At 68.9% G+C, this 26,391-nt stretch carries 25 protein-coding genes and 1 pseudogene; 9 read left to right on the forward strand and 17 right to left on the reverse strand.

The features are described 5' to 3' along the window. The first annotated feature begins 2 nt into the window (after positions 1–2). Positions 3–1,445 carry a Re/Si-specific NAD(P)(+) transhydrogenase subunit beta gene (pntB, locus tag HC028_RS19200; RefSeq protein WP_203981256.1) on the forward strand — a complete coding sequence of 481 codons (1,443 nt, stop codon included), beginning with the start codon at positions 3–5 and terminating at the stop codon, positions 1,443–1,445. A 237-nt stretch (positions 1,446–1,682) separates the two neighbouring features. Continuing rightward, entirely contained in the window at positions 1,683–1,940 is a 258-nt protein-coding gene (locus tag HC028_RS19205) for a hypothetical protein (protein WP_168078747.1), read from the forward strand. Between the two features lie 117 nt (positions 1,941–2,057). Here HC028_RS19205 and HC028_RS19210 read toward each other — a convergent pair whose 3' ends face one another. The 4 genes from HC028_RS19210 to HC028_RS19225 all read right to left on the reverse strand — a co-directional run bounded on the left by HC028_RS19210 (position 2,058) and on the right by HC028_RS19225 (position 5,430). Beyond that, positions 2,058–3,194 carry a fatty acid desaturase family protein gene (locus tag HC028_RS19210; protein ID WP_168078748.1) on the reverse strand — a complete coding sequence of 379 codons (1,137 nt, stop codon included), beginning with the start codon at positions 3,192–3,194 and terminating at the stop codon, positions 2,058–2,060. A gap of 23 nt (positions 3,195–3,217) precedes the next feature. After that, a complete protein-coding gene (locus HC028_RS19215; protein WP_168078790.1) occupies positions 3,218–4,276 on the reverse strand; it encodes a ferredoxin reductase in 1,059 nt (352 codons plus the stop codon). A gap of 191 nt (positions 4,277–4,467) precedes the next feature. Beyond that, entirely contained in the window at positions 4,468–4,665 is a 198-nt protein-coding gene (locus HC028_RS19220) for a hypothetical protein (protein ID WP_168078749.1), read from the reverse strand. A 411-nt stretch (positions 4,666–5,076) separates the two neighbouring features. Next, positions 5,077–5,430: a cupin domain-containing protein gene (locus HC028_RS19225; RefSeq protein WP_168078791.1), complete on the reverse strand. Its 354-nt coding sequence runs from the start codon at positions 5,428–5,430 to the stop codon at positions 5,077–5,079. 712 nt (positions 5,431–6,142) lie between these two features. Between HC028_RS19225 and HC028_RS19230 the strand changes: the two genes are divergently transcribed. Together HC028_RS19230 and HC028_RS19235 are read left to right on the forward strand one after the other, a co-directional pair. Further along, positions 6,143–6,424 carry a hypothetical protein gene (locus HC028_RS19230; protein WP_168078750.1) on the forward strand — a complete coding sequence of 94 codons (282 nt, stop codon included), beginning with the start codon at positions 6,143–6,145 and terminating at the stop codon, positions 6,422–6,424. A 214-nt stretch (positions 6,425–6,638) separates the two neighbouring features. Next, positions 6,639–7,004: a hypothetical protein gene (locus tag HC028_RS19235; RefSeq protein WP_168078751.1), complete on the forward strand. Its 366-nt coding sequence runs from the start codon at positions 6,639–6,641 to the stop codon at positions 7,002–7,004. An 896-nt stretch (positions 7,005–7,900) separates the two neighbouring features. On the opposite strand, the gene HC028_RS19240 is transcribed toward HC028_RS19235, so the two are convergent. Beyond that, the gene (locus HC028_RS19240; RefSeq protein ID WP_168078752.1) at positions 7,901–8,527 is read right to left on the reverse strand and encodes an isochorismatase family protein; all 627 of its coding nucleotides are present in this window, start codon (positions 8,525–8,527) and stop codon (positions 7,901–7,903) included. 300 nt (positions 8,528–8,827) lie between these two features. On the opposite strand from HC028_RS19240, the gene HC028_RS19245 reads away from it, so the two are divergent. Together HC028_RS19245 and HC028_RS19250 are read left to right on the forward strand one after the other, a co-directional pair. Beyond that, positions 8,828–10,525 (forward strand): FAD-dependent oxidoreductase, encoded by a 1,698-nt coding sequence (locus HC028_RS19245; RefSeq protein WP_168078753.1) that lies wholly within the window; start codon positions 8,828–8,830, stop codon positions 10,523–10,525. 37 nt (positions 10,526–10,562) lie between these two features. Further along, entirely contained in the window at positions 10,563–11,846 is a 1,284-nt protein-coding gene (locus tag HC028_RS19250; protein ID WP_168078754.1) for a cytochrome P450, read from the forward strand. 343 nt (positions 11,847–12,189) lie between these two features. On the opposite strand, the gene HC028_RS19255 is transcribed toward HC028_RS19250, so the two are convergent. Together HC028_RS19255 and HC028_RS19260 are read right to left on the reverse strand one after the other, a co-directional pair. Further along, a complete protein-coding gene (locus HC028_RS19255; RefSeq protein ID WP_168078755.1) occupies positions 12,190–12,813 on the reverse strand; it encodes an SDR family NAD(P)-dependent oxidoreductase in 624 nt (207 codons plus the stop codon). Then, the gene (locus tag HC028_RS19260) at positions 12,800–13,816 is read right to left on the reverse strand and encodes an LLM class flavin-dependent oxidoreductase (RefSeq protein ID WP_168078756.1); all 1,017 of its coding nucleotides are present in this window, start codon (positions 13,814–13,816) and stop codon (positions 12,800–12,802) included. The genes HC028_RS19255 and HC028_RS19260 overlap by 14 nt, the downstream gene beginning before the upstream one ends. A gap of 580 nt (positions 13,817–14,396) precedes the next feature. On the opposite strand from HC028_RS19260, the gene HC028_RS19265 reads away from it, so the two are divergent. Continuing rightward, positions 14,397–14,648: a hypothetical protein gene (locus HC028_RS19265; RefSeq protein WP_168078757.1), complete on the forward strand. Its 252-nt coding sequence runs from the start codon at positions 14,397–14,399 to the stop codon at positions 14,646–14,648. A gap of 85 nt (positions 14,649–14,733) precedes the next feature. Here the strand turns inward: HC028_RS19265 and HC028_RS19270 are convergent, their stop codons facing one another. From HC028_RS19270 to HC028_RS19285, 4 genes are all read right to left on the reverse strand, one after another. Then, on the reverse strand, positions 14,734–15,261 hold the full coding sequence (locus HC028_RS19270; RefSeq protein WP_168078758.1) for a DUF302 domain-containing protein: 528 nt from the start codon (positions 15,259–15,261) through the stop codon (positions 14,734–14,736). Then, positions 15,258–16,196 (reverse strand): NAD(P)H-binding protein, encoded by a 939-nt coding sequence (locus HC028_RS19275; protein ID WP_168078759.1) that lies wholly within the window; start codon positions 16,194–16,196, stop codon positions 15,258–15,260. The genes HC028_RS19270 and HC028_RS19275 overlap by 4 nt, the downstream gene beginning before the upstream one ends. A gap of 57 nt (positions 16,197–16,253) precedes the next feature. Next, the gene (locus HC028_RS19280; RefSeq protein ID WP_168078760.1) at positions 16,254–16,589 is read right to left on the reverse strand and encodes a hypothetical protein; all 336 of its coding nucleotides are present in this window, start codon (positions 16,587–16,589) and stop codon (positions 16,254–16,256) included. Positions 16,590–17,054: 465 nt separating this feature from the next. Continuing rightward, a complete protein-coding gene (locus tag HC028_RS19285) occupies positions 17,055–18,578 on the reverse strand; it encodes a GGDEF domain-containing protein (RefSeq protein ID WP_168078761.1) in 1,524 nt (507 codons plus the stop codon). Positions 18,579–19,136: 558 nt separating this feature from the next. Here HC028_RS19285 and HC028_RS19290 point away from each other — a divergent pair. After that, a complete protein-coding gene (locus HC028_RS19290; protein WP_168078762.1) occupies positions 19,137–19,742 on the forward strand; it encodes an NADPH-dependent FMN reductase in 606 nt (201 codons plus the stop codon). Between the two features lie 184 nt (positions 19,743–19,926). On the opposite strand, the gene HC028_RS19295 is transcribed toward HC028_RS19290, so the two are convergent. After that, positions 19,927–20,130 carry an IS3 family transposase gene (locus HC028_RS19295; protein WP_338091285.1) on the reverse strand — a complete coding sequence of 68 codons (204 nt, stop codon included), beginning with the start codon at positions 20,128–20,130 and terminating at the stop codon, positions 19,927–19,929. On the opposite strand from HC028_RS19295, the gene HC028_RS19300 reads away from it, so the two are divergent. Then, entirely contained in the window at positions 20,117–20,263 is a 147-nt protein-coding gene (locus HC028_RS19300; protein ID WP_168078657.1) for a hypothetical protein, read from the forward strand. The two genes, HC028_RS19295 and HC028_RS19300, sit on opposite strands and share 14 nt — an antisense overlap. 105 nt (positions 20,264–20,368) lie before the next feature. Here the strand turns inward: HC028_RS19300 and HC028_RS28755 are convergent. The 5 genes and pseudogenes from HC028_RS28755 to zwf form a co-directional block, all read right to left on the reverse strand. Then, positions 20,369–20,675: pseudogene (locus HC028_RS28755) on the reverse strand (transposase). 351 nt (positions 20,676–21,026) lie between these two features. Further along, a complete protein-coding gene (locus HC028_RS19310; protein ID WP_203981259.1) occupies positions 21,027–22,250 on the reverse strand; it encodes a cation:proton antiporter in 1,224 nt (407 codons plus the stop codon). Positions 22,251–22,521: 271 nt separating this feature from the next. Continuing rightward, a complete protein-coding gene (locus tag HC028_RS19315) occupies positions 22,522–23,946 on the reverse strand; it encodes a dihydrolipoyl dehydrogenase family protein (protein ID WP_168078765.1) in 1,425 nt (474 codons plus the stop codon). Between the two features lie 101 nt (positions 23,947–24,047). Further along, positions 24,048–24,857 carry a Cof-type HAD-IIB family hydrolase gene (locus HC028_RS19320; protein WP_203981260.1) on the reverse strand — a complete coding sequence of 270 codons (810 nt, stop codon included), beginning with the start codon at positions 24,855–24,857 and terminating at the stop codon, positions 24,048–24,050. After that, positions 24,854–26,329, reverse strand: a complete 1,476-nt coding sequence (zwf, locus tag HC028_RS19325) for a glucose-6-phosphate dehydrogenase (RefSeq protein ID WP_203981261.1) — start codon at positions 26,327–26,329, stop codon at positions 24,854–24,856. Before zwf ends, HC028_RS19320 begins: the two co-directional genes overlap by 4 nt. Positions 26,330–26,391: the final 62 nt, after the last annotated feature.

Genomic DNA, 26,391 nt, shown 5'->3' on the forward strand with positions numbered 1-26,391 from the left:
TGATGACCATCGAAACGGCGGCGCAGGCTGCGTACATCGTGGCCGCTCTGCTCTTCATCCTGGCGCTGGCCGGCCTGTCCAAGCACGAGACCGCCAAGGCGGGTAACACGTTCGGTATCGCAGGCATGGCGCTGGCGTTGGCGGCGACCATCGCGCTCGCGGTCAACCACGGGATCAACAGCCTCGGCGTGGCCCTGCTCATCGCGGCGACCGTCATCGGCGCCGCGATCGGGCTGTACCGCGCGGGCAAGGTCGAGATGACCGGCATGCCCGAGCTGATCGCGCTGCTGCACAGTTTCGTCGGCCTCGCCGCCGTGCTCGTCGGGTGGAACGGGTACCTGCACGTGGAGGCCGACCTGGGCGGGGCCGACGCCGCACTGCTGCGCCGGCAGGAGCTGCTCGGGATCCACAGTGCCGAGGTCTTCATCGGCGTCTTCATCGGCGCCGTGACCTTCACCGGATCAATCGTGGCCTTCCTGAAGCTCTCCGCCCGGATCAAGTCCAACCCGCTGGTGCTGCCGGGCAAGAACATCCTCAACCTCGGTGCGCTCGTCGCGTTCGCCGTACTCACGGCCTGGTTCGTGATCCAGCCGCAGCTCTGGCTGCTGATCGTCGTCACCGCGCTCGCCCTGCTCCTGGGCTGGCACCTCGTCGCGTCCATCGGTGGCGGCGATATGCCGGTGGTGGTGTCGATGCTCAACAGCTACTCAGGCTGGGCCGCGGCCGCCTCCGGCTTCCTGCTCGAGAACGATCTCCTCATCGTCACCGGGGCGCTCGTCGGCTCCTCGGGTGCCTACCTGTCCTACATCATGTGCAAGGCGATGAACAGGTCGTTCATCTCGGTGATCGCCGGTGGGTTCGGGATCGAGGCCGGACCCGCGGACGACAAGGACTACGGTGAGCACCGCGAGATCACGGCCGAGGGCGTCGCCGAGTTGCTGGCCACGGCCGACTCCGTGATCATCACCCCCGGGTACGGCATGGCGGTCGCCCAGGCACAGCACGGCGTCGCCGAGCTCACCCGCAAGCTCAGGGAGAAGGGCGTCAACGTCCGCTTCGGAATCCACCCCGTGGCGGGCCGCCTGCCGGGTCACATGAACGTGCTGCTCGCCGAGGCCAAGGTGCCCTACGACATCGTCCTGGAGATGGACGAGATCAACGACGACTTCGCGGACACCTCCGTCGTGCTGGTCATCGGAGCCAACGACACGGTCAACCCGGCGGCCACTGAGGACCCCGGCAGCCCCATCGCCGGCATGCCCGTCCTGAAGGTGTGGGAGGCCCAGAACGTCATCGTCTTCAAGCGCTCGATGGCTTCCGGGTACGCCGGTGTGCAGAATCCGCTGTTCTTCCGCGAGAACAGCGCGATGCTCTTCGGCGACGCGAAGGACCGCGTGGAGGACATTCTCCGAGCTCTGGCGGAACACCGCGTGCTGGCCGCATAGGGTGGCACGCGTGACCATCCAGGTGTGACACGCCGCCCATGGCGGTACAGGCGGTCGGCGACCCATCTGTTGGTCCGGCTCAACGGGCCGGCGCGCGCAGCGCCGGTCCGCTGATCGTTGCGTGGCGTCGCCCCGTTGTGGCTGGCGCGCTGATCCTCCCCGTGCGTTCACCCGATCGGGTACCGGGTGGTAACACCTGTGCCTCCGGCGGCGCTAGACGATGCAGGAGGTGGACAAATGGCTATGAAGCCGGCAGTGCTGTCGAATGGGGAAGAAGTGCACGAGGTACTTCCAGCCATAGATGCGTGGGAGGCAGCGGGCGGCGAACTCGGCACCCACCAGGCCGCCGAGGAGTGCCGCCACCGCGAGCCCCGGCCGGCGGTGGAGGTTCCGGCCGGGGGCGGTGGCATCGCGTACCCGCCACGGCAGCGGTCCCGCCGTGTCGTCGCGGCCGGCTGGCTGCGCCGTCGCAGCGAGCCGGAGGTGTCTGAATAGCCGGCAGTCTCCGTCGACGTGCGGCTATTTCATCTCGTCGGCCCGGCAGCTATGCGCCGTACCTGCCCGGCTCGGTGGCGGCGACGAGCGTGCCGCGGTCAAGCCACGCCAGGGCCGTTATCGCGTCGTGGCCGCGAAGTAGTCGGGGACTGCGTCGCCGGCCGCCCGGCGGCTTGGGCTGGGCAGCGCGAGGCGGAGCACGTTCTTCCAGACGGTGGCGGTCTGGCGCAGCAACGAGCCGGCGTTGTAGCGCAGCCCGTAGCGTTCGCACAGGTCGCGGACCTTCGGGGCGATCTCGGCGTAGCGGTTGCTGGGCAGATCGGGGAAGAGGTGGTGTTCGATCTGGTGGCTGAGATTGCCGGTCATCAGGTGCAGCAGCGGGCCGCCGGTGATGTTGGCCGAGCCGAGCAGCTGCCGCAGGTACCACTCGCCGCGGCTCTCGCCGTCGAGTTGGTCCTCGGGGAAGACCTCGGCGCCGTCGGGGAAGTGGCCGCAGAAGATGACCGTGTGCGACCAGACGTTGCGGGCCATGTTCGCGGTGATGTTGCCGAGCAGCGCGGGCAGTGCCGAGGGACCGGCCAGCAGCGGGAACGCCAGATAGTCCTTGACGACCTGGCGGCCGGCCTTGCGCGCGACGCCGCGCAACTGATTCAGCGTCGCTGCCCAGCTCTTCTCGCCACGCCAGGCCCGCTCGAGTTCGATGTCGTAGATGGCGATGCCCCATTCGAAGAAGGCCGCCAGGACCGCGTTGTAGACCGGCTGGGCCAGGTAGACCGGGTGCCAGGGCTGTTCGGGGCTGACCCGCAGCACCGCGTAGCCGATGTCACGGTCCTTGCCGAGGACGTTGGTGTACGTGTGGTGTACGAAGTTGTGCGAATGCTTCCACATGTCGGCCGGGGTGGCGGAGTCCCATTCCCAGGTGGTGGAGTGGATTTCGGGGTCACGCATCCAGTCCCACTGTCCATGCAGGACATTGTGGCCGATCTCCATGTTCTCCAGGATCTTGGCCACGGCCAGGCAGGCGGTGCCGGCCAGCCAGGCCGGCGGCAGGATCGACACCATCAGCAGGGTGCGCCCGCTTACCTCAAGCCTGCGTTGGACCGCGATGACCCGGCGGATGTAGCGGGCGTCGCTCTCGCCCAGGCTGGCGGTGATCTCGTCGCGGAGCTGGTCGAGCTCGCGGCCGATCTCCTTGATGTCAACGTCGGACAGGTGCGCGGTCGCGCTGACCGGCTCGGATGTGTGTACGGCCATCGATTGGCCTCCCATAGCTCGATTTAAAGGTCGATCTCGACGGGCCCGGCGGCCGCCGACACGCAGGTCTGGACCAGCTCTCCCTCGTCACCGTGCTCGCGGCCGGTGCGCAGGTCGCGCACGCGACCCGAGCGCAGCCGAGCCACGCAGCTGTAACAGATGCCCATGCGGCAGCCGCTGGGCATGAGCACGCCGGCGTTCTCGCCGATGACCAGTAGCGGGGTGGTGCCGTCGGCGTCGGCCTGCCGGCCACTGGCGACGAACCGGACCCGGCCGCCCGCGCCGCCGGCCGTCACCGGCGGCCGGAACCGCTCGACGTGCAGCCGGTCGGCCAGTTTGGTGCGCCGCCAATGCCGCTCAACCTCGTCCAGCATCCCGGTCGGGCCGCACGCCCAGACGTGACGCTGTCTCCAGTCCGGGCAGAGGCGGCGCAGTTGCGCCATTGTGAGCCGGCCATCGGTGCGGGTGTGCCGCTCGTACAGTCGAAGGCTTGGTAACCGCGCGGCCAGCGCCCGTAGTTCCGTGCCGAAGATGACGTCGGCCGGGGTGGGCGCGGAGTGCACCAGCACCACGTCGGACACCTGGTTGTGCAGGGCCAGGCTGCGCAGCATCGCCGCCACCGGGGTGATCCCGCTGCCCCCGGTGACGAACAGTAGCCGGTCCGGCGGTAGCTCGGGCAGCGTGAACTCGCCCTGTGCCGGTGCGAGGTACACGATCGTGCCGGGTGTCACCCGGCGGACCAGGTACGGCGAGACCAGGCCGGTCGGGTCGGCCTTCACGGTGATCGTGATCCGCCCGTCGGCGCGCTCCGGCGGTGAGGACAGGGAGTAGCTGCGCCAGTGCCGTACGCCGTCGACGTCGACGCCGACCCGCGCGTACTGGCCGGCCCGATGCGGTGTCCAGCCCTGCCCCGGGTGGATCACCAGAGTGGCCGCGTCCGCGGTCTCCGGCAGCACCGCTTCGACTCGCCCGCGCAGCTGCCGCGCCGACCAGAGCGGATTGAGCAACCCGAGGTAGTCGTCGGGCAGCAGCGGCGTGGTCAGCCAGGTGACCGCGTCCAGCAGACGCTGGCGAACCGCCAGCCGCCTTTCGCTCCCGGCTCCCTCCGCCGCAGCCGCGCTAAGAGTTTCGGACGCAAGAGCCAATCGGCTCACCCCCCTTCGTGCGGGGCGTTGCCTACCCTTACGTAACCGGTGCCTAACCACGATTTCGATCGACAGACCAGGTGACGCCACTCAGCGTCCGGCCCCGCTCCGGCCGACCGTGCCGGAGACTACCCGTCCGTCTCGGGAACGATACGCAGCCGGATGCCGTCCGGGACCGCCTCGAGGACGAACTGCCCCGCTCGCATGCCGTGATTGGTCATCATCGCGTCGTACAGCTCGGTGTTCGGGATGTCGACGGTCCCGCCGGCTCGACGCACCAGCGCGACCAGAACCGCGCGCAGGTCCGCGTCGCTGGGCTCGGACATGGATGTCTCCCTCGGTTCCGGTTGGGTTCATCCTCCTCCCGGGCAGACGGACAAACCAGAGGCGGGGGAGGGCGAGGGGTCCTTCACCGCCTCTGGGTGCCGTGCGGTGAGCGTCGAAACGCACGGGGCCGCCGGCGGCTGTCGTGGCACCGGCCGTCGACCGGCCGTCCATTGTGGCAATTTCCCGGCCCGGTCGGACCAGATTGCGGGTGATGACGCTGGCGAACAGGCTGCCGAGTCGGCTGACGCACACGGCGTCCAGGCAGCGACACCCACTTTCAGTCGATCTACGCGAAGCTCGGCATCAGCAGCCGGGTACAACTGGTGCGGGCCTGGGACGCGCGGGACCGTCGGCAGGGAGCGGCCTGCCCGGTGGCGTACGGGCCACCGGTCTGGCCGCGTTCCGATCTCCTAGCCCCAGCGGACGACCGGCTGCTTGGTCTTCGGCAGGGCTTCGATCAACGAGCGCGGCACGTTGATGGTGTCCGCGATCACCTGCGGCGGCGTGTTGGCCATCCACTGGGCCAGCGAGATGTCCTCGAAGCGCGGCTTGCGGAACATCTCCAAGAACACCAGGGGCTGATCACCGAGATTCTCGATGTAGTGGCCGAACGCGAAGGGAACGTATCCCACGTCGCCGGCCTGATGGGTGAACGTCCGAGCGGCTCCCGCGCTTGCGAACACGCCCATCCGGCCGAACCCGCTGATGTAGTACTGCCACTCGTCATCGTTCGGATGCCAGTGCAGTTCGGTGCGCGTGATCAGGTCGCGGTCTCACAAGCCGCTGATGCCCCCGGAAGGCTGGCCTCCACCCGTCAGCGGCCAGCAGCAGGGGGCAACCCCATTAGCCGGCTCAGTTCTAGGGCATGTCGGTACGCGCGCCGAGCCAATCGTCGTGCAGGTTACTCGTTGTCAGCATGTGCGTCCACAGTAGCCTCAGTGTAGGTTTAGGTGAGCTGCTCCTGTTCGCCCCGACGCCGCAAGTAATGACGCCGTAAGCAACTCAGTGCGGCTTCCGCCACTTTGACCGCAGCGCTGCGCAGTGCTTTAGGGTGCGCCGGACGCGGTATCGGACACTGGCTCACATCCGCCGCCCGCTTCCCGCAGATGGTTGCGACATAGATCGTTCCGTTCCACTGTGTAGTGAGTCCGACCCGGTACGCAGGGTTTGTTGTCATGTCCTTGGCCAGCTGGCGGTGCTGACGCGCCCCGCCTTTGTTGGGGCTGCTCCCACTCACCCCGGCACACCGATGATTGAACAGTCTCTTCCCAAACACTTCACCCGCCGCAGGTGAGGACGGAAAACGATCGACCATGCAGGTTGGATGGGCTGCATTGATACGCCGGCAATGCTCAGGTAATCCGCAAGAGACTCGTTCCGATAAGACGACCGCCGAAGGGGAATCTCATGACCACTGTGGAGAATCAGCGTGTTCGAGAAGCTCAAGCTCCCGGGCGCGAGGCTGAGGGTAGGGCCGTGATTGATCCTATGGTGTTGGCTGCAATGTTGAGCGCGACGACGGGCCGGCGGGAGCGTGCGGAGTCGGTGATCGACCCTGTGTTGATGGCCGCGATGATGGGTCGGCGGGAGCGCGAGCCGATGGTCGACCCTATGTTGCTTGTCGCGATGATGGGTCGGCGGGAGCGCGAGCCGATGGTCGACCCTATGTTGCTGGTCGCGATGATGGGCCGACGGGAACGCGGTGACGGTCTGACCGAGCACCCGCTGCTGCTTGCCGCCATGATGGGGCGCAACTAGGAATTGGGTTGGCTACCCGCAGCCGCTGTTGCGGCGCCACGCCGTCGGCCCGATCCGGCGGACCTGGGTAGAAACCTTCCGTGCTCTCGCAGGTGGGCGAAGCGTCCCACCGTACCGGTCCGAAGCCTTCGCCCACGCGGGCGCCGCCCTCCAGCGCTTTCGGGAAGGAGCGACTGGAGGGCGGGGCACCACCCGGGACACCAGAGGAATCGTCATGACGACTGAACCTGGCAGAGCGGCAGGACATGATCCTGTCGAAGCGTTGATCGACGATCTCATCCACAACATACTGACCGAGGCGGGTCAGCCCGCCGCTGCGGTACGCGGCATGGGGCCGATAGCGGGCCTGATCGAAACGGTCATGGCGTCGTCGCGCACCGCGCCACGCGCGTCGATGTTCGATAGGCTCCTCCTTGCCCAGGTGGTGGCTTCGGCGTTGGCCGACGCGCTGGCGCCCGCCCTGGCGGAAACTCTGGCGCCCGAGATCATGAAGGCTCTGGAGCACTACGCGCCGGGCGGCAAGGAGCCAGCCACGGCGGGCGCTCCACAGCAGAGGACCCGGAAGTCAGAGGAGAAGTAGCGGGCGCAGTCGCGCAGTAATGTATGCCGGGCGACCAAGACCATTGAGGAGCACGAGCAAGACCCGACCGGCGCACGTGAGCCAGGCCAGGAACGCGAACGTTGCACCCAGGGACTTGGGCGCTCACGACGTTGTGCGCGGCCACTGTCGGCCGGCCGGGTACGTCAAAGAGGCCGGCGGGTAGGTTCCGCAGGCCTGGCAAGCGCGACGCGGTGGCCGACAGCCTGGCCGGACTGCGGCCACAGTGGCGTTCCTCAGCGCCTGCCGGCGACGCCAACAACGCCAGTCGCAACTCGATGTCGGCGACGTCACCAACGCGTCCAAGTAGTGCGCGTGACGCGACGCAGTCCGCAACGCCGGGCAGGAGCCGAGGATCAATGTCGCCCAGGGTCTCCACAAGCGGCCCCAAGGCGCGGTAGAAGGCCAAGTCCGACGCCGGTCGTCTGACGCACGGATTCCTAATGAGCAGCGCGCATTCTGACCGCAGGCCGTTGGCCTCTGGTTTCTGGTTTCTGGGCCTCGATTTTCGGGTCGCAGCCGGCGGGCCGTGTGCTCGGTAATTGAAGATCAGTCGTGGATCTCGGCGATGACTCCAAGCGCTTGAATAGGGCGTCAACGATGGCCGTCCCGATCAATTGCGTCCAGCTGTTCATCGGTCGGTGCTGGCTGCCGTGGCTTCGGTGTCGAGAGCGGTCTTGAAACGGGTATTGCGTCGGCGGCGACCTTGGCCGCGGCGGGTGTGGCACCGAGGCCGGCCCTTGACGTGTGGGTCGTTGGTGTGCGCCACGGTGGTGGTGCGGGGGAGCGGTGGTAAGAGCGTTACCGCTCGGCGGCTGTGATCTGCGCGGCTCGTAGCTGCCGTGTGGTCGGGTTCCTTGCGGTCGGCTTGGTGTGGGTCAGTTCTTCGTGAGCGCCGTGGCGATCTGGCCGACGAGCACCGCGAACGGCATGTCGAGCGCGGCGTAGACGTCGTTGGCGAGGGGGTCGGCGTTGTCGGCGAGGATCTCGACCATGGCGCTGGAGTAGTCGATCGGCACCACGCCGGCCTGCTGCATGCGCAGCAGCCCCGCTTCACGCTTGGTCTGCCAGAAGGTGCCGGAGGCGTCGATCACGGCGTACGCGTCGAAACCCTCTGCCGTCGCGCTGATGGCGGGGAACGCGAGACACACCTCGGTGGAGATCCCAGTGATGATCAGCTTGTTCCGACCGGTCGCCCGGATCGCGGCGTTCACGCGGGGGTCGTCCCAGGCGTTCACGGTCGAGCGGTCGATGATGTCGAGGTCGTCGGGCAGCACCGCGGCCAACTCCGGGATGACCGGTCCCCACATGCTGTCCGCCGCGGTGGTGGTCACGATCAGCGGCAAGCTCAGCACCTGGCCGGCCTTGGCCAGGGCCACCACGTTGTGCTTCAGCTCTCCGGTGGGGATGTCACGCACGCCGCTGTACAGGCCGACCTGGTGGTCGATGATCACCACGGCGGCGTTGTCGCGGGTCAACCGCTCGGTGAACTTGTTCGCGGGCATCGGGGTCCTCCCTGGTTCACCAGGGCCGGGAAGCCGGTCGCACGACGCTCCGGCAGAGCATCAGAGCACAGTCGCTGTTACTGACAAATCGTCGTTTTAGGTCGAGTAGCCGGCAGGGAGTTCACCTATCGGCTCTCAGCGTGAACGCTGGCTGGCCGTGGCGTTGTTGCTCGCCGCTGTGCGTCGATGTCCACGGCTTTGGCTTCTTGTTCGGCCGCGTGGGCCGCCCGATCGCCCGAAGGTTTGCCGACGTCCAACCGGGAATGCATAAGTGCCGCCTGAGCCGGAAAGGCCTGGATCATGAGGGTTGTCGTGAACCTCACGCGCTGCCAGGCGTACGCGCAGTGCGCCTTTCTCGCCCCCGACGTGTTCCACCTGCGCGGCAACGAGGCGCTGCTGTACGACCCGCAGCCCGATGGCGCGCAGCGTGAGCGGGTGCTGCGGGCCGCGGCGGCCTGCCCGGTGCAGGCCATCCTGGTCGATCACGTCACTGACCGGGAAGCCACCGCGGCGGCGCGGACGGCGGCGTCCGCGGTGGCCTCCCGGTCGGTTCCGATGCAGCGGGCAGCCGGGCGGGCCGCGCCGAACCAGGTATCCGCGCCGGCGTCGGGGTTGCGCGACGCCGCGGTCGAGGCGTTGCGCCGGAGCGGGCGGGTCGTGATCGTGGGCGCGTCGCTGGCCGGTCTGGCCGCGGCGGCGACCCTGCGCCGGGAGGGCTTCACCGGCTCGCTGACCATCATCGGGGACGAGCCGTACCGGCCCTACGACCGACCGCCCCTGTCAAAACAGGTCCTCGACGGGTGGGTACCCCCGGACCACTCCGGGCTGCCGCTGCGCGACGAGGTCAACGCGCGGTGGCTGCTCGGCGTGCCCGCGACCGGGCTGGACCTGGCCGGCAAGCGGGTAATCCTCGCCGACGGCGGCACGGTCGACTACGACCGGGTACTCATCGCCACCGGTACCCGGGCCCGGCCCTGGTTCAACGCGGGCGAGGTCGCCCTCGACGGGGTGTTCGGACTGCGCAGCCGCGACGACGCCACCGGCCTGTACCGGCGGCTGGCCGAGCGGCCCCGCCGGGTACTGGTCATCGGCGGCGGGTTCACCGGCTCCGAGGTCGCCTCCACCTGCCGAGACCGGGGTCTGGCGGTGACGGTGGTCGAGCGGGGCCCGGCGCCGCTGGTCGGCGCGCTGGGCGGGGTGATCGGCGCGGTCGCCGCCGACCTGCAGCGCGAGCACGGCGTCGACCTGCGGTGTGGCGTCACCGTCGCCGCTCTGGAAGGCGACGGTGCCGGTCGGCTGCGTCGCGCCCACCTGTCCGACGGCAGCACCGTCGACGCGGAGGCGGCCGTGGTGGCGCTGGGCGCGATCCGCAACACCGAATGGCTGTACGGCTCCGGGCTGGCCGTCGGCGAGTGGGGTGTGGGCTGCGACGCCGGTTGCCGGGCATTCGACGTCAACGGTCTGGTCACCGACGACGTGTTCGTCGCCGGCGACGTGGCACGCTTTCCGCACCCGCTGTACGACTACCAGTTCCTTGCCCTGGAACACTGGGGCAACGCCGTGACCCAGGCCCAGATCGCCGCCCACAACATGATCAGCGACCCGGCCGACCGGTGGCCACACCTGGCCAGCCCGGTGTTCTGGTCGGCGCAGTTCGGCACGAACATCAAATCCGTCGGGGTACCGACCTTCGCCGACCAGGTCACCATCGCCCAGGGTTCGGTGGCCGACCGCCGGTTCACGGCCGCCTACGGCTACCGGGGGCGCATCACCGCCGCGGTCGGGTTCAACCAGGGCAAGTGGCTGGAGTTCTACCAGGGTCTGATCGAGGCGGCCGCGCCGTTCCCGCCCGACTTCCGCCACGTCGACCAGCCCGCCGACGGGCAGCCGGTACCGGCCGAACTGCCCGACCGCAAGATTCGCGACCTGCACGCCACCGTCGTGGTGACCGGCCACGACCCGAGCGAGCGCCGCGCGGAGCTGATCTACCACCACTGACCGCGCGTGCCGGGGGCATCCAGGAGAAGGCATTGTCATGACACAGCCCAGCATCTACGAGCAGATCCTCGACCCCGCTAACCGGGCCAACCCGTACCCGCTCTACGCCGAGCTGCGCGAGACCCCGGTGGCCCGTGAGGCCGACGGCACCTACGTGGTCAGCACATACCGTGAGATCGCCGCGCTGCTGCACGACCCACGGGTCAGCTCCGACCCCCGTAACCACCCCGAACTGGCCGACGCCCCACCGGAGGAGGCGCCCGGACTGCCGCTGTCCTTCATCAATCTCGACCCGCCCGCGCATGACCGGCTGCGGGAGCTGGCCACTCGGCCGTACGGTCCGCCGTGTACCCCCGGCCGCGTCGAGGGCATGCGCCCCTGGCTGACCGAGGTAACCAACCACCTGATCGACAACTTCACAGGCAGGAACCGCGTCGACATCGTCGATGACTTCGCCTACCCGCTGCCGGTGACCGCGATCTGCCGGCTGCTCGGCGTCCCCCGCGAGGACCAGCCGCGTTTTCACCACTGGGCCGACGCGCAAGTCGAGACCGCCGACCCGACCACCGGCACGTTCGCCGAGCGCCAGCGCAGACGAAACCAGATCACTGCTGAACTCGGCGCGTACCTCAACGGGCTCGCCGACGCCCACGCCCGCCGGCCCGGCGACGACCTGATCTCCGGGATGCTCACCGACACCGGCCCGCACGCACCAATGTCCCGGGGCGACCTGCTGAGCACCGCCGCGCTGCTGCTGGTCGCCGGCCACGAGACCACCGTCAACCTCATCGCCAACGGCATGCTCACCCTGCTGCGCCACCCCGACGTCCTCGACCGGCTGCGCCACGAACCCGACCTGATCATCCCGCTGGTCGAGGAGCTGCTGCGCTACGAACCACCGGTACATCTCCTGACCAGCCGCAGCGTGCTGGCCGACATCGACATCGCCGGCACCACCATCCCTCAGGGCTCGCCGATCGCGCTGGTGCTCGCCGCCGGTGACCGCGACCCCGACCGCTTCCCCGACCCGGACCGCTTCGACCCTGACCGCACGGAAAACGTCCACCTCGGCTTCGGCAGCGGCATCCACTACTGCTTCGGCGCCCCGCTCGCGCGGGTCGAGGCGCAGGTCGCGCTGCCTGTGCTCGCCAGCCGGCTGGTGAACCCCCGGCTGGTGGCCGACCCGCCGCCGTACCGGCCCAACCCGACCCTGCGCGGCCCCCGCCACCTCCTGGTCGACTACGACGCCGTGGCCCCGGTGGCCGAGGCAGCGGTCGGGGTACAGCCACGCGAACGCGTGCTGCGACTGGCACACGGATAGAACGCCGCCCGCCCAGTCCCGCGAACACCGGAGCCGGACGGATGAGCTCGCCATGGTGGGGCACCTTAACGGTCACGGCCACGAGGTCGACATCGTCACAACGCGCCAGGTCCTCGGCGTTGCCGAGGCTGATGCCATGACCGCATCCCTTCACTCGTGGTGGCACCGCGGCCTGGATGCACCCAGCGATGTCCGGGGTCGGCGCATGCCCCAGCCGGGTACCGGCGCGACCGCCGGCCGCCGTCGGGCAGCGGGGTATACCGAGCCAGGCGACCGAGCAGCCCCCCGCCGGGGCCGCGAAACGGCAACGCGGGCGTCGTTTGCCGTGGTCGGGGCGTGCCGGTCAGAGGCCGCCGGAGACGGTGATGTCGCTGCCGGTGACGTACGACGCCGCAGGCGAAACCAGCCACGACACCGCGTCGGCGATCTCGTCGGGCCGGCCCGCGCGACCGATCGGGCTGCTCGCGGCGGCCTCGTACGGCACGAATCCTGCTATGCCGGGGGGCGCCTGGGCGCCGATCGAGGCGATGTTGACGATCGAGCCACCGGAGCCGCCGTGCGCGGTGGACATCGCCTGCACGGCGTGCTTGGCGCACACCATGGGGCCCACGACGTTGATCTGCATCAGCCGGGCCAGGTGGTCTGCGTCCTGCTCGTCGATGCGGGCCCGCTCGCCGGTCGTCCCGGCGTTGTTGACCAGCGCGGCCAGCGGCCCCAGCTCGCGCTGCGCCCGGTCGAACAGGCCCGCGACGTCGTCCGGTGCCGTCACGTCCGCGCGCACGGCCACCGCCCGGCCGCCGCGGGCACGGATGGTAGAGACCACCGACTCGGCTCCTTCGGCGTCCGTCGCGTAGTTGACCACCACGCCGTACCCGTCCTCAGCCAGCTTCTCGGCGATCGCGGCGCCGATACCCCGACTGGCGCCGGTGACGATCACCGCGCCTTGTCCCTGCTCAGCTGTCGTCATGTCGACGACCTCCCGTCGTCAGCTTGTTTGCCGCCTTGATGAATGCCTCCAACTCGCCCGCGATGTCGGGCCCGGTCGGTTGGTAGACGATCTCCGTGATGCCGTCCTCGGCGAACGCGGACAGGCGCTGCCGGAGCTGTCTCGCCGACCCGGTGACCGTCGTGGTCGGGATCGCGGCCCAGCTTCCCGCCGCCCAGGCGGCTTCGTCGGCGGCGTTGAGCGTGACGAGGTGCTGATCGTGAACCGCGAGATGCCTGTCGCGCTCCGGGACCCGCTGGATCATCTCCAGCCACGCCTGCCCGCCGGGCAAGGCCGCGACGTCGGCACCGGCCTCGTAGGCGAAGTGGAAGGCCAGCGCGTTACCTGGGCCTGCGGCCGCCCGGACCCGAGGTGAGTCCAGCGCTTCGCCGTCGGCCAGGACGGTGCCGTGCACGCCCAGGGCGGCCCAGGTGAACTCGCGGGCGGACGCCGTCTCGGCGTTGACGGTGAACAAGCCGTCGGCAAGCTCACGCGCAACAGCGAGTCCCTTCGGTCCCAGCGCCGAGATCAGCACCGGCACCTCGACGGGCCGGGGCGCAGCATGGCCAGTGGGGTGGAGCATGCGCATTCGGCCGCCGTCCCACTCGACGGTCTCGCCTCGCAGCAGGCGCCGGAAGGCGGCGATGTAGTTGCTCATGTACGACCAGGTGGTGGGTTTGGCGCCCATCGCCCGGGCGCCGGTGAAGCCGGTGCCGAAGGCAACCGCGGTCCGCCCCGGCGCCAGTGCCTCAAGTGCCGTGGCACCCGCCGCGTTGACCATCGGATGCCGCAACGCGGGTACGAGCACCGCGGGGCCCAACCCGATCCGGTCGGTGCGTTCGGCCGCCAGCGCCAGCATCATCCACACATCCGGGCTCTGCTGCGGCGTGTCGAACAGCCACGCCCGTGCGTAGCCCAGTCCCTCGGCGACAGCGATGTGCTCGGGCGAGTCCAGCGAGGTCGCAAACTGGGCAGAGATCTTCACTGGTTACTCCGCTGTTCGAACGACCGGATGGCCGCGGCGGTACGCAGCCGCGGCCACCGGTTCACCATCACCGCAGACCAGACCCTGAAACGTTGCTGTCGGCCATGGGTGAGGCGGGACCACCGGACAGGAAGATCTACTCAATTGACCACGACTAAGAGTCCAATAGCGGTGTGCGTGCTTGAGTACGCTGCGGGGCTCGGATGCTGCTTGCCCTGGCGGAATTCGGCCTGACCTCCGCTTTCCTCGTCCTCGGGGCTGACATGTCGTACGGACAGGCCGGACTCGAGGGACCGCTCGGCTATGCGTCGGCGGGAAGTCGGCGGACCTGCTCAGTCCGTCTTGATCATGCTGGCGCTCAACGCAACAGAGCCGCGCTGATACCCCGACTGGCGCCGGTGACGATCACCGCGCCTTTGCTCTGCTTAGCTGTCGGTATCTCGTTGACCTTCCGTCGCTGGATCTCGTGTCGGGCGAGCCCGGCCCGCTGCCTACGAAGATCAGGCGTCGCACCAGACCCAGCCGGTCCGGCTCCCTGTGCTGGGCAATCGGGCCGCTGACGAAGTCAACGAGCGGGTCGATGATGGTCGGGCACCGCGTCGACGAGCTGGCCCACGGAGTCGGCCTCGCCATGTCGGAGTGCGGCATGGTTATGGTCCGGGGACGTTACACCGGCTACGGGCAGCCCGCGCCGTGGATCGTGGCCGACTTCGTACGCATGGAGGACGGCCAGCTCCGCGAGCACTGCGACATCGTCGAAGACGAGGTCACGCGCGAGAACGCCGCTCGCGGACTGCCCGTGTTCGGTGACGTCTTCCCCGCAGACGGCTGAGCCCGTTCCCACGGTCCTGCAGCCGACGCGTTCCTGCCTGCCCGGGTAGAAGCGGTCGCCCGCCTGGCTGGCCAGCAGTCGTTCCTCACGTGGTGAGACACGGGGGCACCGGCCAGTGCAGCGCGTCGAGCAGGCCGGCGAGCTTGTGGTCGAGTTCGATGCCGACCGCGGTGATGTCCGGATTTCCCAGCGACGAGAACTGCCGGCTGGGCTGTTCGGTCGCAAACAGTGTCGGGCCGCCGGGAGGTTGCGAGATGACGGTTCGCAGTGGCGCGTACAGCATGGCGGCCGGGTCGTGGCGGAACATCCGCTCGGCGATCGTGTGGTTGCCCATGAGGTAGGCGGTGCAGCGCGCCGTGTTTCCGGCGAGGCCCATCAGGGGATCGGCGGCCAGTCTCCAGTAGATCAGAAATCCGTGCTCGGCGAGTTCGTCGGTCAGATCGAGCACGGTTTGCCAGCCGACGGTGTCGGCTACGAGTTGGTCGAAGCGTGCGGCCGGGTACCTGGGCACGGCGGCCTCATATCGTGCGACGGCGTCGTCGAACGAGCCGTCGACCTCGATTGCCAAGCGGCGGGCTGCCCAGTCCACCGCGGTGATCTGCGGTTGGGTCATGGCGTCTTCCCGACGGTTGGCCGTGCGAAGAGCGTGACGTGATCGGTGACCCAGTCGCGGACGCTGGTGGGTTGCCGTCCGGTGACGGCCTCGACGTCGTGGGTCAGCCGGTCGTAGCGGTTCTCGCGATGCAGGCGCGCCATGGTGGCCAGGTGCTCGCGCAGGTGCTCGGGCAGGCCGAGTGGGTTCAGTTCCTGGTCGGCCCACTGCTGGAGCGGAACGTCGACGTAGGTGATGGGCCGGCCCAGCGCCGCGGAGTACTCGGCCGCCATCGCGGTCATGTCTTGCGATCGTGGCCCGGTGAGCTCGTAGGTCTTGCCGAGGTGCGACGTCGGGTCGACGAGCACGGTGGCGATCACCTCGGCGACGTCTCCGGCTGCGATCGGTGAGGTGCGTGCGGAGCCGAACGGCAACCGTATTGTGTCGTTGCCGGCGATCGACGAGGCGGCGATCGTCATGAAGATGGGGTTTTCGAGGAACACGGTCGGCCGTATGTCTACGACCGGAAGGCCGGACCAGTTGAGCACCTGCTCGCCAAGCCAATGCTGGCGCTGTTGCGCCGACTCCGTCGTGCTCGTGAGCGTCATCTGGGACACGGTCAGCTGCGAGATATTGATCAGCGCTGCCAGGTTTCCGTACTCACGCGCGGCGGCCGCCACGGTCACCGTCGCCTCCAGGTATCGAGACGACACGCTCATGCCGAAGTACATGCGACGGCACCCGGTCATCGCGTCAATGACGTCGCGCGCGTCGGTGAGATCCCCGACCACGACCTCGGCACCGGTCGCGCGCAGGGCCTCGGCACGTTCGTCCTCGCGGTGCACGAACGCGCGGACCGGTACGTCTCGGTTGCGCAGGAGTTCCACGATGCTCCGACCGACCGCTCCGACACCTCCGGCTGCACCGGTTATGAGAACGGGTGACCCATCCGGCATCGGCACGTCCCTCCGCTGGGTTTGCGCTGGTGCGTTGCCTGCCCAATCAAGCGGGTGCTACCCGGCTCTTAGGCAGGTCAACTCCGCGTCGCACCACGTCAGCGAGCCGACGCGGGTACGGCGAAAGTAGCCGGGCCGCGACCACCTCAGACCACGCCGCTCGCAGGCGAGCCCGCGGCCCGTGGCGAGGCCGTTGGTGAGCGGCTCGTTGCCGAGTAGCAGATAGAATGGGGAGAAGGGCCGAGCGGGCTTGAGCGCGTCGGTGAGTTGGGCGAAGGCGTTGACCAGGTAGCTGGCGACGGCGACGAGGGCGGCACGCCATGGGCGAGCGCGCCGACGAACAAGCCGAACAGGCCCAGCGCTCGACGCGCTCGCTGCCACGCCCAGACGCATGTCGCAGACGGCGGAGAATGACCACTAGGCCGCCGCCGAGCGCCACCATCAGGGCGGCGACGGTGGCCATCGACCCGCGTCGGGCTCCCGTATCGCGCCGTGCCAGCCAGGCGCCGCCAATCGTTGCGGCGGGGGCCACGCCGCGTGTGGCGGTGTCCCGGGCGAGGCCTGCGGTCCAGCGACGCCTCCGGATCCACCGCGGCCAGCGCCATGGGGCACGCCAGGTCGGCGGAGCGTGCGACGGGCCCGTGCGTCGCGGGACCGGCCTCGGTCCACTCGTCCGCGCGATCGCGTACGCGTAGCCCACAGTGGGCGACGCAGCTGCCCTGCTACCGGACCGGCTGCCCGCGGGTGGGGGCGACCGCGGGTGGTTCCCACGTTCACCGATCTGGGTGAGCGCGGTCCAGGTGTCGGTGCCGATGTCGGCGGCGTCGGCAGGGGCCCGGGGATTCGGCAGGCGGGGTGTCAGCTGACCTGACCGAGCGGGCGGCGCGAGAGCAGGTGCGGCTCGAACGCCACGGTGCGCCGCCGCCCTTGCAGCTTGGCCGTGTACATCGCCACGTCGGCGTTTCGCAGCAGCTCGCCGAGCCCGATCCGGCCGGGCCGCCCGTACGCGATGCCGATGCTGGCACCGACCCGCACCGGGACACCGTCAATGTCGATCCCGGCCCCCAGCGCGGACTGGATCCGCTGCGCGACGGTCTCCGCGTCGGCGGTGTACTGGAGTTCGGCCAGCATGATGGCGAACTCGTCGCCGCCGATCCGCGCCACCACGTCGTCCGACCGGGCGGCCTCGCTCAGCCTCTGGGCGACGACGGTCAGGACCCGGTCGCCCGCAGCATGGCCGAGAGTGTCGTTGATCGGCTTGAATCCGTCGAGGTCGATGTAGAGTACGCCCAGTCGGGGGCCGGCCGCGGGGGCCAGCCGGCGTTCCATCATCTCCAGGAACTTGTCGCGGTTGGCCAGGCCGGTGAGCGGGTCGTGGTAGGCCCGGTGCCGGAAGTCCTCGACCGCGCGCTCTAGCCGCTGGGTCAGCGTCCGGTTGTCCTTGAGCGTGACCAGTTGCCGGACGACAACCAGAACGGTGAGCACCGTGCTGATGGCGTACAGGGTCGGCTCGACCTGCCCGTTCCGGATCACGAACAGCACGACGGTGGTGCCGAGCGCGAGGATGAACGGCAGGTACGGCAGGAGGATCCGGCTGGGCTGGGGCTTAGTGAACGCCCCTATGCCGGCCAGTTCACGCCGGCGCGGAGTGGCGACAGCCATCACCAGAGCCCCGAGCAACCAGCCGGTGTCACTGACGCTTCCGGGCCGGTAGCTGCCCTCCACTGACAGGAAGGCGTAGGCGCAGTCGCTAACGAAGCTAAAGGCCAGACCGGTCGCGGCGAGCTTCGCCGTAGTGCGTATGACGGGTACGGCATCGCGGACCAGGACGAGGACCATGGTCATGACGACTACGTTCACCAGCGGGTAGGTCAGCGAGCTAAGTGCCGGGATGCCGCCGCCCTGGACGTGGTACGTGGGGCCCAGCACGGTGGCCCAGGCGAGATACAACAGCCCGATGCCGATGAGCATCGCGTCGAGCAGCGTGCGGACGCCGGCGATCCGCCGATTGCCGAACAGGAGCGCGACGGCCACGGGTCCCAGCAGCATCGTGACCGCGAAGGCTGCCATCGACAGTGGCGGGATGGGGATGCCTGCGCTCCCCTTGACGAGGTAGCCACCGATCCAGATCGTGCCGCCGACCGCCCGCACGATTATGGCGACGCCGAGCATCCGCAATGCCAGCCGGACGCGCCCGGGCGCCCATTGCGCCGCCCGCAGCCACAGGACGCCGGCGCAGAGGATGGCGGCACGCGTCAAGCCGCCGGTGAGACCGGTCGTCAGCGCGGGTGAGCCGGGTCGTGTGAGGAGAATGGCCACGTACCCGGCGGCGACCGCACCTGCTACGGACGCGGATATCGCCCGCCCGTGCCCGTCCGCCATCCCGCCCGACCCCTCCCGTCGTGCAGCCCTCCAACGAGTACGCTGCTGCGTCACCGGTCAAGATCGACAGCATGGGCGCGGGCCTGACGGGAACCAAGCGTGACGATCACAACACTGTGGGTGTCGGACGGTGCAGCACGTATACGGAGTCGCGATGCCCGACATGAACGAGCGCCGGAAGCAGAACGAGCAAGATCTTTCCGATCAGGCTCCCCGACCAGAAGTACGCTGCTAATGCGGGCCCGGGGCCGCCGCCTCGGTTCACAAAATTTCCGTTGTCGACCTTCGTGGGCCGAGGTCTTCAGTTGCGCCTTAAGCGCCGGGCCGTGCTGGTAGGACTTGCCGCGTTCCTTGTTGACGTCAGGCGAGGTGACGCTGACCCGGCCGTCGCAAGAGCATACGGCTGTACATGCGTGATCAACTCGAACGCCGGTCGTGCGATTTCGGATATCGCGGGTGACAACCGCGCGAAAAGGGGAGTTGCTGCCTGGAGTGCGACGTCTCAGATCGACGACGACTATCGCAGGACCGGCCGGGTGAGTAGGAAGGGAGATCCTCATGACCACGTACAAGGTGGGCTACTTCGTCGGTAGCCTGGCGACCGCCTCCATCAACCGCATGCTGTCCGAGGCGCTGATTCGCCTGGCCCCGCCGGAGTTGGAGTTGGTGGAGATCCCGATCAAGGAACTCCCGCTGTACAGCTACGACTACGACGCCGACTACCCGGTGGAAGGCAGGGCGCTCAAGGACGCCATCGCCTCCGTCGATGCCGTGCTGTTCGTGACCCCGGAGTACAACCGCTCCATCCCCGGCGGCCTGAAGAACGCCATCGACTGGGCAAGCCGGCCGCCGGGAAACAACTCGTTCGCACGCAAGCCCTCCGCGGTGATCGGCGCGTCCCCGGGCAGGCTCGGGACCGCGATCGCCCAGCAGCACCTGCGCAGCGTGCTCAGCTACTGCAACTCCCCGCAGATGAACGCCCCGGAGGCGTACATCCGATTCAAACCCGGCCTGTTCACCGACGCTGGCGAGGTCACCGACGACAGCACGGCGCGGTTCCTGCAGCACTTCATGGAGGAGTTCCGGACGTTCATCGTCCGGGTGCTCACCGTGCTGCCCCCACAACGTTTGATGGCGGACATCAGTCGTGCCCCAGGCGCTTGAGTAGGATGATCGCCTGCAGCGGGACCTCGTTGACGTCGGCAACCACGCCCGGGTCTGCCGGCCGCGCCGGATTCCTACTTCTCCGGCAACGGATCTTGCTCTCGTAGATCAAAACACCAACGACCACCGTTTCTGCGCCAGAACTGGTCGTTTGACAGTCCCCCTGGAACCGTGGAGGACTCCGTTATGCGGCTTGAGCCTCCAGCGCTCGAGCCGTTGATCGTTCATAGTCGATAGGCGAACGGCCGTCGCAGACGGAGTGGCGTCGCCGGCGGTTGTAGAAGTCGGTGATCCAGGTGGCGATCTTGATTCGTGCTTCGGCGCGGGTGCGGAACTGCCGGCGGTGGACGTACTCGACCTTGATGGTGGAGAAGGTGGCCTCGGCCACGGCGTTGTCGAAGCAAGACCCGACCCGGCCCATCGACTGGCGCACCTTCCAGCGGGCGCAGGCGCGGGCGAAGTCGGCCGACGCGTACTACCCGGGTTCAACCGGTCGTCGCAACACCGGCTTGTTGGAGTGAGAGTAAGTGATCGTTGAGGGCTTCGGCGAGTGTTTTCCAGCCGAGGGTCTTGCGGGGTCGGCTGTTGAGCGTGGCGGCGACGGCGGCGACGCTTGACCCGCGCGATCAGCCCGAGCTCGGCCATGATCTGCGCGATGGTGCTGTCGGAAACCTGCCAGTCATGCTCACGCAACTCGATGTCGATGCGCGGTTCTCCCGCCGCAACCGCGCCAGCTCCGCCCGCTCATCCTCCGACAGCTGCCCCGCAGCCGCCTCGCCACGCTGCTCGCGGTCCTTCTTCACCCAGTTGGCCAGGGTGCCGTCGTTGATCCCCAGATCTCGCGACCTGCGCGATCGACTTGCCGGTCTCGCGCACGATCCGCACCGCGCCCTCGCGGAACTCCGGATCGAACCGCCGTCTCGTTTCAGCCATGAACCTCTATCCCTCAAGTTCCGGCCTCCACGTTACGAGGGGAACCACATGCTTCCTCCGTACTTCTGGAGTAAACGTGCACACGTTGGCCACCGGGTGTGTGTGACGTGATGGGTGAGCGAGTCGATTACGGGAGATGCGGGCGTTCGTCGGACCCGCCGTTTGAGCCCGGACCACGAGAGAGCCAACCGCTGGGGCGCGTACCGATCCGACCCCGGCCCGGCTCCTCATAGTGGAACGTGAACGCGCCCGGGCAATGCGCTTGCCGTGAAGGAGAATCGGTCTGCTCGGTGGAGAGGACGACCGCGACGGCATCCGGGTCGCAGAAGAACAGCGGCGGCACCGGCGCCGTCACCACATCCCCTCGCACATCGGCGCCGGGCGGGGTTGTCCGGCGGGTGGGCGCCGTCGGCGGAGCAACGCGAGTGCGGTGGCTGGGAAGATGAGGGTGGACAGCAGGCCCGCGCAGACCAAGGCCGCCGCGTTGACCGGATGCAGCAGGCCGAGCGCGACCCCGATCTGGGTCGCGGTGACGATCAGTGGTAGCGACGTGGCCTGTAGCAGTGCCGCCGCGTACGAGTTCCGAGCCCCGATGGATCCGCGGAAGAGTAGGGCCGGCACGCCCCGGACGATCAGCAGCGCGACCAGGAACGCGGGGACCCGCAGCAGCGCCGAAGGGCTGGCGAACAGTCCGCGCAGGTCCAGTTGCAGCCCGCTGGTGATGAAGAAGACCGGGACGAGGAACCCGTAGCCGATCGCGTCGAGTTTTGCCCGGAACCTCGGGTGCGTGGTGGTGCCGCGGTCGACGACGCCGACGATCGCGCCTGCCAGGAACGCGCCGAGAATCGTCTCCAGGCCGAACCGTTCAGCCAGCACCACCAGGCCGATCAGCAGCGCAACAGCCGCCCGTACCCGCAGCTCGGCGGTGGTGTCCTGCAGGCGGAGGAACACGCGGTCGAGTTGAACTGCACGTCCGGCCATCGTGGCCGCCGCGCCGATGGCCGCCACCAGAGCGACGAAAACGATCAGCGTGACCACTCGCGCGCCGATGGTCCCTCCCGCCGTGGAAAACAGCAACGACAGCAGCAGTACGCCGCCGAACTCTGCTACCGAGGACGCGGCGATCACCGCCTGACCGGTTCTGCCCTCTGCCTGGCCGGCATCGAGTAATACCGGAACGACCAGTCCCAGTGAGGTCGCGGACAGCGTCACCGCGAGCAGCAGCGGGCTGCGCGTCCAGTGCAGGGCGGCGAACAGCAGCCCGGAAAGCGCGCCGAGCACCAGTGTGAGTCCGTAGCCCGTCACTGCCAGAAGCAGCACGCGGCCGCGCAGGCGCCGTACGTCGATCTCCAGGCCGGCCAGGAAGAGCAGGAACGCCAGCCCGAGCAGGGACAGGATTCGTACCGGAATGTCCACGCTGACCAGGCCTAGCCCGGAGGGGCCAAGCGCGATGCCCGCGGCGATCGCCACCGCCACCGACGGGATGCGCAGGCGGGGGAAGAAGCCCAGCAGAGCCGGCGCGGACAGGGCGATCAGCGATACGAAGAACAGGTTCGCGAACGACACCACGGGCACGCCCGGATCTCCCCCCGGTTCTGACCAGCGCCGGCAACCGATGGCGGATGGCATCTGGGCGGCCGTGGGCCGGGCTCGGACGGCTCCGGTCACCCCTCCGTTGCGGCGAGCGTCCGGCCGTCGGATCCGATTGGGACCGAAAGTCCCGCCTGCGAGGAGGTGTCCTGCCGATGATGTGGGCGACCGCCCCGAAGCCTCTGCCGTCGACGGGGATCGGTAGGGGTGTGGGGGACACGTCGTCCAACGCGCTGCGGAAGGCAGCGCGTGAGCGTCACAGGCCGTACTCCTCAAGGAGTCGTAGCCAGACCTCGCTGACGGTCGGGAACGGCGGGACGGCGTGCCACAGCTGGTCGAGGGGGACCTCGGCGTTGACGGTGATGGTGGCCGAGTGCAGCAGGTTGTCGATGTCGGGGGCGACGAAGGTGGCGCCGAGGAGTACGCGACGGTCTTCGTCGACGACGAGCTTCGCGCGGCCGGTGTAGCCGACGCCGCGGACCTCGGCGCCGGAGACCTCGCCGATGTCGTACTCCACGGTCCGTACCGGGAAGCCGTCGGCGCGGGCCCGCGACTCGGTGCGCCCGACCATGCAGACCTGCGGTTCGGTGAACACGACCTGGGGGGCGCCCCGATCGTCGGCGGTGTCACGCAACCCCGGCCTGTCGTCGGGCCGGCCGGTGGCTCGGGCGGCGATCACGTCGCCGCACACCCGGGCCTGGTACTTGCCCATGTGGGTGAGTAGGTTGCGGCCGTTAACGTCGCCGATGGCGTACAGCCAGCCGTCAGGCACGGCGGTGGCCCGCATGCTGTCGTCGACCTCGATAGGGCCCTTTGCCTGCAGGCCTATGGTCTCCAGGCCGATGTCGTCGACGGCCGGACGTCGACCGGTGCCGAGGAGGAGCTCGTCGGCGTCGACCTGTGCGCCGTCGTCGGTGTGAACGGTCACCGGGCCGCCCGGCGCCGGCCGGTCGACCCGGGTGGCCGAGCGGCCGAAGTGCACGTCGATGCCGGACTCCCGCATCGACGCCGCGACCATGTCGCCGGCGAACGGCTCGGCCCGCTCGAGTAGCCGGTCGCCGCGTACGAGCATGGTCGTCTCTTGGGCGCCGAGGGAGTGCAGCGCCTGGGACATCTCGCAGGCCACCGGCCCGCCGCCGATGACGGCCAGCCGCTTGGGTACCTGCTCGGCGCTGGTCGCCTCCCGGTTGGTCCACGGGTGGGCCTCCCGTAGTCCGGGTACGTCGGGGATCGCGGGGGCGCTGCCTGTGGCGACGACGACGGCGTGCCGGGCCCGCAGCGTCCGGGTGCCGCCGTCCGGTGTGGCCGCCTCGGCCCGCAGCGGCCCGGCCAGCCGTCCGTGGCCGCGCACGAACGTCGCCGGGAGGTTCTCGACCCAGGTCACGTTGTGGCGGTCGTCGCGGTGGGACACGGTTTCGTCGCGGTGGGCCAGCACCGCGGCGGCGTCGATCGGGCCGCTGAGCTCCAGCCCCGGCATCCGGCTGGCTTCGGCCGCCGTCTCCATGGGCCACAGCAGCGCCTTGCTCGGGATGCACGCGTAGTACTCGCATTCGCCGCCGGCCAGGCGCTCCTCGACGACGGCCGCGGTCAGGCCGCCCCGGACGGCGCGCGCGGCGGCGTTCAACCCGACCGGTCCCGCACCTATCACGACCACGTCGAAGACGTCGTTGTTGTCCGCCATGACACACCTCCGGTGGTGAAGGTCGCGACAGGGTTTGACCTCCCCAGCAGCCTGGCGATTGAACTGGTGATCTCGAACGGCCACTGTTTACCGATGCCGGATCAAACGCGAGGCACTACGTACCGCTGGACCGCGTTGGCGAAGCCCTCCTCGTCGTTACTGGACGTGACCCGGCGCGCGCAGCGCTGTACCTCCAGGCTGGCGTTGCCCATCACGATGCTCAGCCCGGAGTGGGCGAACATGAGCACGTCGTTGGGCATGTCGCCGATGGTGGCGATCTGTTCGGCCGGGATGTGGTACCTGGACGCCAGGTACTGGACAACCGTGCCCTTGTTCGCATGAGGGTGGGTGATGTCCAGGTAGTAGGGCTGGGAGCGGGCGGCCGAGACGTGGTCTCCGAACTGCTCGTGGGCGGCGGAGGAGCCGGCCGCGACCGTGTCGTGGTCGTCGCTCACGCCGACGATCTTGGCGATGTCCTCGGTGAGATCGTCATAGTCCTTCACCAGAGTCGGCGGGAACTGTACGGTCCACGCTTCGCGGTCCACGTGCGGCCCGTTCAGGTCCCGGACGAACCAGTCGGCGCCGCGGTACAACCAGACGTCCAGCCCGAACGACTCCAGCAGCGCGATCGCCGGGGCGACCACCGGAGACGGAATGACGTGCTGCTCGATCACGGACATGTCGGGGTTGACGAAGAGGCCGCCGTTGAACGCGGCGATCGGGGTCTGGAGTTGCAGCGGCTGGATCAGCATGGACATGCCGCGCGGCGGCCGGCCACTCGTGACGGCGAACAGGATGTCGGCGGCGTGCAACGCGCGTACCGCCGCGATGGCGCGGTCGGTGAGGACCTTGTCGTGGGTTACCAGGGTCCCGTCGACGTCGGCGACCATCAGGCGGATGGGCGCTGTCACGGGTTGTCCGGCAGGTACCAGTGGTGCGGCGAGATGAGCCGGTCGGTGGAGTCCGGGCCCCACGATCCGGGACTGTACGGTTCCACCGGTGGGGGATCGTCCAGCAGCGGCGCGGACACCTCCCAGAGCCGCTCGATCCCGTCGGCGCGGGTGAACAGCGACTGGTCGCCCAGCATCGCGTCGAGGATGAGTCGTTCATAGCCGGCCAGCGCGTGCCGGGTGCAGAACGAGTCCGCGTACCGGAACGTCATGGTCGCCCCGCCCAGGCGCATGGTGGCGCCGGGCTCCTTGGCCAGGAAATGGGCCGCGATCCAGCCCGGATCGTCGAAGTCGATCACCAGCTGGTTGTTGGGGGTAGCGGCGTCCAGTGCGAACATCCGCAGCGGCGGCTCGGTGAACCCGAGCGTGATCGCCTGTCGCTTCTGCCCGAGTGACTTACCGGTACGCAGGTAGAACGGCACCCCCGACCAGCGCCAGTTGTCCACCTCGACGCGCGCGGCGATGAACGTCTCGGTCTGCGAGCCAGCGTCGACGCCGGGCTCGTCACGGTACCCGCGGTATTGGCCGCGCACCACGCGGGTGGGGTCCAGCGGTGGCATCGCCTCGAAGACCTTGGTCGTCTCGTCACGCAGCTGGTTGGCCGCCAGGGAGGTGGGCGGCTCCATTGCCACGAACCCCAGCACCTGGAACAGGTGCGTGACGATCATGTCCCGGAACGCGCCGGTCTGTTCGAAGAACGCGGCGCGGCCCTCGATCCCGATCGTCTCCGGCACGTCGATCTGTACGTGGCTGATGTGGTCGCGGTTCCAGATCGGCTCGAACAGTCCGTTGGCGAACCGGAGGGCGAGGATGTTGTCGACCGACTCCTTGCCGAGGAAGTGGTCGATCCGGAACACCTGGGATTCGTCGAAGGTGGCGTGGATGGTGTCGTTGAGCGCGCGGGCGGACGCGAGGTCCGTGCCGAACGGCTTTTCGACGATGATGCGGGCGTTTCTGGCCAGACCCGTGTCGGCGAGCATGCCGATCGTGGGCGTGAAGGCCGCTGGCGGTACGGCCAGGTGAAACAGCCGGCGTGGGTGACCGCCGAGCGCCTTCTCGGCCGCGGCCACCGCGTCGAGTAGCGGTTGGGAGTCCGTCGGCGTGGCGGCGCCGTAGGACAGCGAGCTGGCGAACTCGTCCCATGCCTCGCCGGTCGGCTCTGCCAGCCCGAACTCGGCCACGGCGTCCTTGGCGAGCTGGCGGAACTCGTCGTCGGTCCGCGTGGACCTGGCCGAGCCGATGATCCGGTACCTGGGAGGCAGCAGGCCCGCCTTTGCCAGATGGAACAGCCCGGGGATCAACTCGCGTCTGGCCAGGTCCCCGGTCGCGCCGAACAGCACGATCACGTGGTCGTCGCCGGGCGCGCTGTTCTCCCGCCGCGGCGTAACCAATTCGCTGGTACGGGAACCGGAAGCTCCGTGCCGTACGCTCACGGTTCTGCTCACCCCCGTCCGGGCGTCATCGACTACCCGTACCCGGCCCGGCGGGTGGTATG

The organism is Planosporangium flavigriseum, from assembly GCF_011947225.1.
In the GTDB taxonomy this organism is placed as follows: Bacteria; Actinomycetota; Actinomycetes; order Mycobacteriales; family Micromonosporaceae; genus Planosporangium; species Planosporangium flavigriseum.

What these genes read in the sequence shown, in the direction of transcription:
- HC028_RS19280 (WP_168078760.1), bottom strand. Translation starts at nt 16,589, where the DNA reads ATGCGTCTGGGCGTGGCAGCGAGCGCGTCGAGCGCTGGGCCTGTTCGG.
- HC028_RS19235 (WP_168078751.1), top strand. Translation starts at nt 6,639, where the DNA reads ATGACGACTGAACCTGGCAGAGCGGCAGGACATGATCCTGTCGAAGCG.
- HC028_RS19265 (WP_168078757.1), top strand. Translation starts at nt 14,397, where the DNA reads ATGATGGTCGGGCACCGCGTCGACGAGCTGGCCCACGGAGTCGGCCTC.
- HC028_RS19255 (WP_168078755.1), bottom strand. Translation starts at nt 12,813, where the DNA reads ATGACGACAGCTGAGCAGGGACAAGGCGCGGTGATCGTCACCGGCGCC.
- HC028_RS19245 (WP_168078753.1), top strand. Translation starts at nt 8,828, where the DNA reads ATGAGGGTTGTCGTGAACCTCACGCGCTGCCAGGCGTACGCGCAGTGC.
- HC028_RS19315 (WP_168078765.1), bottom strand. Translation starts at nt 23,946, where the DNA reads ATGGCGGACAACAACGACGTCTTCGACGTGGTCGTGATAGGTGCGGGA.
- HC028_RS19220 (WP_168078749.1), bottom strand. Translation starts at nt 4,665, where the DNA reads ATGTCCGAGCCCAGCGACGCGGACCTGCGCGCGGTTCTGGTCGCGCTG.
- HC028_RS19240 (WP_168078752.1), bottom strand. Translation starts at nt 8,527, where the DNA reads ATGCCCGCGAACAAGTTCACCGAGCGGTTGACCCGCGACAACGCCGCC.
- pntB (WP_203981256.1), top strand. Translation starts at nt 3, where the DNA reads ATGACCATCGAAACGGCGGCGCAGGCTGCGTACATCGTGGCCGCTCTG.
- HC028_RS19270 (WP_168078758.1), bottom strand. Translation starts at nt 15,261, where the DNA reads ATGACCCAACCGCAGATCACCGCGGTGGACTGGGCAGCCCGCCGCTTG.
- HC028_RS19290 (WP_168078762.1), top strand. Translation starts at nt 19,137, where the DNA reads ATGACCACGTACAAGGTGGGCTACTTCGTCGGTAGCCTGGCGACCGCC.
- HC028_RS19250 (WP_168078754.1), top strand. Translation starts at nt 10,563, where the DNA reads ATGACACAGCCCAGCATCTACGAGCAGATCCTCGACCCCGCTAACCGG.
- HC028_RS19285 (WP_168078761.1), bottom strand. Translation starts at nt 18,578, where the DNA reads ATGGCGGACGGGCACGGGCGGGCGATATCCGCGTCCGTAGCAGGTGCG.
- HC028_RS19210 (WP_168078748.1), bottom strand. Translation starts at nt 3,194, where the DNA reads ATGGCCGTACACACATCCGAGCCGGTCAGCGCGACCGCGCACCTGTCC.
- HC028_RS19205 (WP_168078747.1), top strand. Translation starts at nt 1,683, where the DNA reads ATGGCTATGAAGCCGGCAGTGCTGTCGAATGGGGAAGAAGTGCACGAG.
- HC028_RS19275 (WP_168078759.1), bottom strand. Translation starts at nt 16,196, where the DNA reads ATGCCGGATGGGTCACCCGTTCTCATAACCGGTGCAGCCGGAGGTGTC.